Annotated in this window: 5 protein-coding genes and 3 pseudogenes; 5 read left to right on the forward strand and 3 right to left on the reverse strand. The window is 60.2% G+C overall.

Annotated features, from left to right (window positions below):
- Both H9Q09_RS22140 and H9Q09_RS22145 read left to right on the forward strand, forming a co-directional pair.
- Positions 1 to 128 (forward strand): annotated as a pseudogene (locus H9Q09_RS22140) (IS481 family transposase); the annotation flags it as partial.
- 661 nt (positions 129 to 789) lie between these two features.
- A complete protein-coding gene (locus tag H9Q09_RS22145; RefSeq protein ID WP_187392872.1) occupies positions 790 to 1,032 on the forward strand; it encodes a hypothetical protein in 243 nt (80 codons plus the stop codon).
- Positions 1,033 to 1,339: 307 nt separating this feature from the next.
- Here H9Q09_RS22145 and H9Q09_RS22630 read toward each other — a convergent pair.
- Positions 1,340 to 1,504, reverse strand: a pseudogene (locus H9Q09_RS22630) (SOS response-associated peptidase); the annotation flags it as partial.
- A 44-nt stretch (positions 1,505 to 1,548) separates the two neighbouring features.
- A complete protein-coding gene (locus tag H9Q09_RS22155; protein WP_187392874.1) occupies positions 1,549 to 2,082 on the reverse strand; it encodes a hypothetical protein in 534 nt (177 codons plus the stop codon).
- A 56-nt stretch (positions 2,083 to 2,138) separates the two neighbouring features.
- Here H9Q09_RS22155 and H9Q09_RS22160 point away from each other — a divergent pair.
- Positions 2,139 to 2,363 (forward strand): annotated as a pseudogene (locus H9Q09_RS22160) (transposase); the annotation flags it as partial.
- 1,535 nt (positions 2,364 to 3,898) lie between these two features.
- On the opposite strand, the gene H9Q09_RS22165 reads toward H9Q09_RS22160, so the two are convergent.
- The gene (locus H9Q09_RS22165; RefSeq protein WP_187392875.1) at positions 3,899 to 4,135 is read right to left on the reverse strand and encodes a helix-turn-helix transcriptional regulator; all 237 of its coding nucleotides are present in this window, start codon (positions 4,133 to 4,135) and stop codon (positions 3,899 to 3,901) included.
- A gap of 119 nt (positions 4,136 to 4,254) precedes the next feature.
- Between H9Q09_RS22165 and H9Q09_RS22170 the strand changes: the two genes are divergently transcribed.
- Together H9Q09_RS22170 and H9Q09_RS22175 are read left to right on the forward strand one after the other, a co-directional pair.
- Positions 4,255 to 4,572: a hypothetical protein gene (locus H9Q09_RS22170; RefSeq protein ID WP_187392876.1), complete on the forward strand. Its 318-nt coding sequence runs from the start codon at positions 4,255 to 4,257 to the stop codon at positions 4,570 to 4,572.
- A 51-nt stretch (positions 4,573 to 4,623) separates the two neighbouring features.
- A complete protein-coding gene (locus tag H9Q09_RS22175) occupies positions 4,624 to 5,340 on the forward strand; it encodes a hypothetical protein (RefSeq protein ID WP_187392877.1) in 717 nt (238 codons plus the stop codon).
- Positions 5,341 to 6,026: the final 686 nt, after the last annotated feature.

The raw sequence follows: 6,026 nt of genomic DNA on the forward strand, positions 1-6,026 counted from the left end.
ACTTCGCCCGGCGCCTCAAGACCCTGAAGGGCCTCACGCCCTACGAGTTCATCTGCAAACGATGGACTTCAGAACCAGAACGATTCACGCTCGATCCAATCCACCAAATGCCGGGACTAAACAGGTGAGATCGGGGCGCCAAACACTTGGCCGAGACCGGCCGAACCCTGTTGACAGAATGACGAAGGAACGCCGGGCAGCTCTGCGTCGGAGCTTGGAGATTGCAGGACGGCTCGATCGAGACGAGCCGAAAAGCGGATCGACAGACAAGCTGTTCATCGCGGTCTGTGCGGTGGTTACTGTGGTCACTGTAGCGCTTGCCATCGCAGCTCCCAGCAGCCTTTCGGGTGACGTCACTATGGAAACAGAGCGGCCGGTTGGTTTGCCGTGAGCGGAAATCGAGTTGGCGATCCGTCGCCGCGTATCCGCAACTTCAAAGAGCAGGTGATGCAAGTGCTCTTCGCGGAAGGGCAGGCGCAGCCTTCGCCGAATAAAGGAAGTCAGTGGTGCAGGCAGTAGATGACGCGGTCTCTGGCGGGAATATTCCGCTGGCGTGGGAGGATCGCAGGGAAGGCTGTTCGCACGGCCTGCGGAACGGCAGGGTCATCGCATCGGTGATCTCCCGGCCTGATGGCAAGTGGCACTGGTCAATCCGCGGGGTGAACCCTTTCGGGATAGCGAAGACATCCGGGAGGGAGGACAACCGAGAAAGTGCGATGGCTGCTGCGCAGGCGTCCTGGGACCGCTGGTGTGCTGCTCTCGGACTGAGTGCCGCATAGCGCCTACTTGATGCGCCCTTCCCCAGACCCGCATACGATCGACACCCTCGGCAAGCTCGCCGACGCCGGCATGGGGCTCGCCTGGGCCTGCAATCACTGTCACCGGACGCTTGGCCTGACGCTCGACGAGGCGATTCGACGCTGGGGGCGCAACCAGGTGTTCGTACAGTGGGCGCCGCCGCTGAAATGCTCCGAGTGCGGCAGCCGGGACATCAGCATGCGGGTTCGCGCCCAGGTGCCGGGGCGAACCTGAAGAACGCCAGCAAGATTGCGATCAGTTTCGCTGGCTCCGGAGCCTAAGCGCCCAAAACCCAGGCGACCCCCATGATCAGGGTGATGAGGGCCAGCATGATGAGGACACCATGCAGAGCTGACTCGACAACGAACTCTCGGCGTACAGGCTTATCGCTCATGGCAATCACCCAGATTGAAGCGGAGCGGGCTATACGCCTGTCGGCGCAGTCGCACAACGACGATTTTCAGACGCTCACCCTGCCGGGCGCCTTGCTGGTTCGGCATAGCCAAGCCAGAGCGCATGGGAAGTCGCACAAGCCGGCAACCTACCCCCCATCCTTCCGCTCGCCGCGCGCCACGATCTGCAGCCCATCGTTCGACAATGGCCGTTGCAGCGCCGACGCTTCTGACCATTCCGCCCGCATCCAGACGTCAACCTCCTCCGGCTCGGTCAGAATGGCCGGCATCGCCTTCGGATGGATCGGGGCGACGGCTTCACGTCCGAGGCGCGCTTTCGCGTGAGAGGTGTTCGCATTTAAGGCTTCGAAGATGGCTTCTTCGTCCGGGAATTTCGACGCCTCTGCCGTTCGGGCAGGCTTGTGGCGGCTAGATATTGCTGTCGACTGCGCGCTCGCCGTTCTTCAATGGGGCGTAGGCCTTCGAGAAGCTCGCGCTCGCCGGCAACTCTCTGAGGTTTCTGCCCGAGCAATTGCGATGCAGCTATCTGGAGGCTGCCGTACATCATGGCCCGAATGCCTGTTTCCCATTCCAACGCTTCGTCGCTGAGTGATGTCGATGGACGGTCGAGTTCGAGAGCCTCCTGGATCTCCCAGCTAGACGGCCACGTACCGACCTCTCCACGATATTCGGTGAAGGCCTCCAGAACCGCGGAGCATTGACCTCCGACTTCGTGAGGCTTGCCGGCGCCGCGCGTGATGCGCATTAGGTTGGCGGCCAGGTCACGCAAAGGGGACTGAATGCTGCGCTTAGCCCACTCCGCGCGAAAAGCCGCGCCGTCGTTTTCCACGACGAGGCGCGGTTTTGGAGGATCAGGTTCGTCGGTGGCCATGCTGCATGTTCAGCCAGCCCCGCATCTTTGGCAAGCGGCTTGTCTGCAGCAAGGGCAACGGCAAACACACGAACTGGGTGGAAAGCTTATTCTCCCGCCTGCGCCGCATGGTCGCCGGCCAGCACCATGGCGTCTCGCCAAAGTACCTCGCAGCCTACGCCTCATACGCCGCATGGTGCGAGGATCATCACCGCCGTGACAACGGCGGCAACGCCTTCGCGCTGGTCGGCAATGCAATCCTATCTCCCGTCAGCCGCTCGTGGTGTGGGTATTGGCAGCGGTGGTGCAATCAGCTACCACGCAGGAACGAAAGGATGTTCGCGCATGCTGCCAATACTGCACCCGAGCGTAAATTGACTTTCCATCAAGTGATTTTTGACCAGCCTGCCGTCTACTCTGTCGAGGCACTTGAAGATTCAGACGGATATGTCGTTCTAGTACCGTTAGCAGTATGTCACGACACCCGCCGCGCACTGGCATTAAACATCAAGCTTGAATCCGGTTACGTCGGAGAAATTTTCGCGCACGAGTTTTCGTTTTCATTTCTGGTGATCCCAGAGGACGACGCCGACGAAACTTTCGATACTCAGGATCGTGAACTTGTCCGAAATTATCTACCGGACGGAATGGCGCCTTTGGTTTTAGAGTTTGTTTGTGGCGCTTGCGCGAGCCTTATTCAAGCGGCTAACCCTCTCTACATTTATCGGGTCACGAAGGCGCGGTCGGTGTCTGATAAAGCGATGAAAAAACACCATATGATAACGGGTGTGGTGACATCCTGCGGTTTCAAACTTATTGATCAAGGAACCGACCCAGCCAATCGGACATTTTGGATGATGGAGCGTTCAGGAGCTTGACGTTCAACAATGATCATGGAAATGATCGGGATATAGGAGATCAATCGCGATGCTTATGCGCCCTCACATTACGCCGCATGCTCGGCTGAGCGTGCGGGAATATAAGAGCGATCGGGTTTTCGATGGGAAGCGCATTATAACCGGCGCTCAAGCCGCGAAGATGCGTAAGGCTCTGGCTCGATATCAAGACCGTCTTTCTCGCGACAACAATAGCCCGACGCATCCTCGGGCATTGGAAGCCGCAGAATAAGGTTACCTTTAAAGGTGACGAAGCCCCGCTTCGGCGGGGCTTTTTATTGCGCAAAGCGCCACACACTCGCATCCCCATCCCAGCCAGCCCGCACCACCCCGCCTTGCCGCTCCAGCCTGTGCAGCATCTTCCGCACGGCTGACAGGACGGCGCCGGGGCTGAATCCTCCGTATGGTATACGCAGATGCTCGGTAACGGTCGAGCACAGCGCCAAGAGATGGAAGCCGAGGATTCCGGCAACCAAACGTCATTCAGGGGCCTGCACCAACACCGGCCATCCGGCGGCTTTTGCGCTCGCCAGATTTGGCGCGCTTCTCGGCATTCGTGCGAGGGGAAGGGTAGCCACCTTGTGGAGACCCTTTCTGCCGCCTTACCGGACTGTCAGCCTGTAAACGGTCATGCCGCCATATTCGGGACGCGAGGTGGGGCCGACGCCGCACTCATAATCCCCGCGCAATATTTCTGCGTCCCCTGCGGCGTTTGCCATGTTCTGCACCATTGATCGGCATGCAGTGACACTCGATAGGTCGCGGAACTCTCGATGGACGCTCAGGTCAGAACGGTTCGGATAATAGAAGGCGTCGACTTGCTCCCATGGAGCGGCTTCGTTAGGCCACAGCCAGCCCGCTACAGTCCTGGGCGGATCCCCTAGCCAGGACCATAGTCCGACACCGATGATGATGAGGATCGGCACTCGGGCTCTCCCAGTCTATGTCGCCTTCCGCAGCCGAACGCCGGCACCCTCACCGTTCTCGGCGATGAAGATGACGCCCCCCTGATCGAGCGCCGTCTGTAGAGCTTTCAATGTGGTGGCGTTCCCAACAAGGCCCCCCGTCATGGCCTCCAGCCGGCGAATGGTGGAGAGCGAGACATCTGACCTTTCAGCCAAGTCTGCCTGTGACCACCGAAGAAGTGTTCGCCCGGCGCGGAGCTGGTCGGCGTTCATTTAAATCCCCTCAAATGTGATGAATGTTTTTCGTTCATATAGCTGTTTTACGCTTGTTTTATAGATCATTATATCTTAAATAGATGCTAGACGGCCAACAGACAAGGGAGCCAGAACCAATGTTCGACCGCCGCGCCATCATGCAAGCCGCCTGGGCTCGCTACCGCAGCCATAAGGCCCGCACCTTCAACCGCGACTGGTTCCGGGCTGATCTGATGTGGGCATGGAAGGAAGCCAAGGACCGGGCCGCCCTCATCGCCGTCCGGCAGGCGCAGAAAGCGACCGCCGAGCGTGTCCGCGCAGAGATTGCCGCCGAGGAGGCAGCCGGCACGTTCCGTCCGGTTTCGGATGCCGAGATCCGCAAACTGACGATCAGCGCCACCCCTTTCCGCCATTCGATCCAGCGCATTCGCGCCAAATACGCCACCGCAGCTTAACCTCGCCGCACAGCTCGGCACCCATCGAACCACCAACAATTGGAGAACACCATGCGTAACGACCCAACTGGGGCGAATGGCGAAGCCATGCCCGCTATCACCCGCCGCGCTGTGCTGACCACTGGAGCCGCAGCCGCCGCCATGGCCACAGTTCCGGCTGCATCGGCCCCTGCGTCGCCGATTTCTGCCGAGCTGGCCGACCTGATCGCCAAGACCCTGCAGGCCGTAGCCACATGGGAAGCCACGATCGACCCGCTGGAGCACGCCACTGACGTATGGAAAGCTCATGTGAAGGCGAACCCGCTGCCCATGGTCCCTTATTTCGGCGGAGCCATCGAGACGGGCCTATTCGACCGGGAGCAGATGCATCGCGAGATTCGCGAGAAGTACCGGGAGCAGGCCGCAGCCGTCGCCCCCTTCACGAAGATGGACCCGACACTGGCCGAGGCCATGACTGCCACCCTGCGCACCAAGGAGGCAGAGAACCACGCGCTGGCAGATCGCATCCATGACGACAAGGATCGTCGCATGGCGGACTTCGGCCTCACCGCAGCAGAGGAAGCCTATGAGGCCACCAGCGATGCTTGGGAGCAGGCCCTGTGGGATCTGCTCGAATACGACACGACCAGCCTTGCCGAGGAACGCGCCCGCGCTGCCGCCATCATCGGCAACACCCTGACCCGCGAGATTATGATCATGGACGAGCGCTTTTCTAGCGGGCTGCTATACACAGTCGCTGGTATCGCCCATCCCGACGCGGAGGTGTGATCATGGTGATCCGTCGACGTGGAGGAGTGCGCTGGCGACCGGCCCGAGTTCGAGGACGAGCATGGGGAAGCGCAGGCGCGGAGCAGATGGCGAGCAAATAAGAGCCATGCCCGCCTGAGACTGCTAGACGCTTCCAGCGAGAAACATGCGACCTCGCTCACCCTTCAACGCTCGAATGAAGGCCGCGCGACGAGACTGGATTCGTCGGGCGGCCAAAATCTGTATCGATGCTCTACCAGTGGCAGGCTTTTGCATCCGGGAGATCAGCGCAACAGCGTGTGGCGGAATCAGCCGACGAGTTTCGTCAGTCCAATAGTCACGAGCAATGCGACGGTAAGCATGCCGGAGACCGCGAGTGCCTGCAGAATGGGGGGTTGCAGCATAACATGCGCCTTTCGTAGAGCGCGTTCCTGATGCTGCGCATATGCATCCGCCCGAGCGGTTGATCCAGTCTGCATTGCGACACCGTACGCCGCGTCGAAGACATTCCTCGCGGCGCGAGCCCGCCATCTTAATAGCCGGAAACTCCGTCCCTGTGGCCTTGTAAAAATCGGCCACTTTGCTGGTCGGCCCCCACCGGGTGGTCCAAGGCAAATCTTAGTTCATGAGCGGCCTTTGCGCCAAGGCTGGCGTGGCCGGCGAAGCTGGTCCGGATGGCGAAGCCGGCCATTGCAGGACCTGCGGTG

It is taken from the genome of Aurantimonas sp. DM33-3 (assembly GCF_014334315.1).
GTDB lineage: Bacteria > Pseudomonadota > Alphaproteobacteria > Rhizobiales > Rhizobiaceae > Aurantimonas > Aurantimonas coralicida.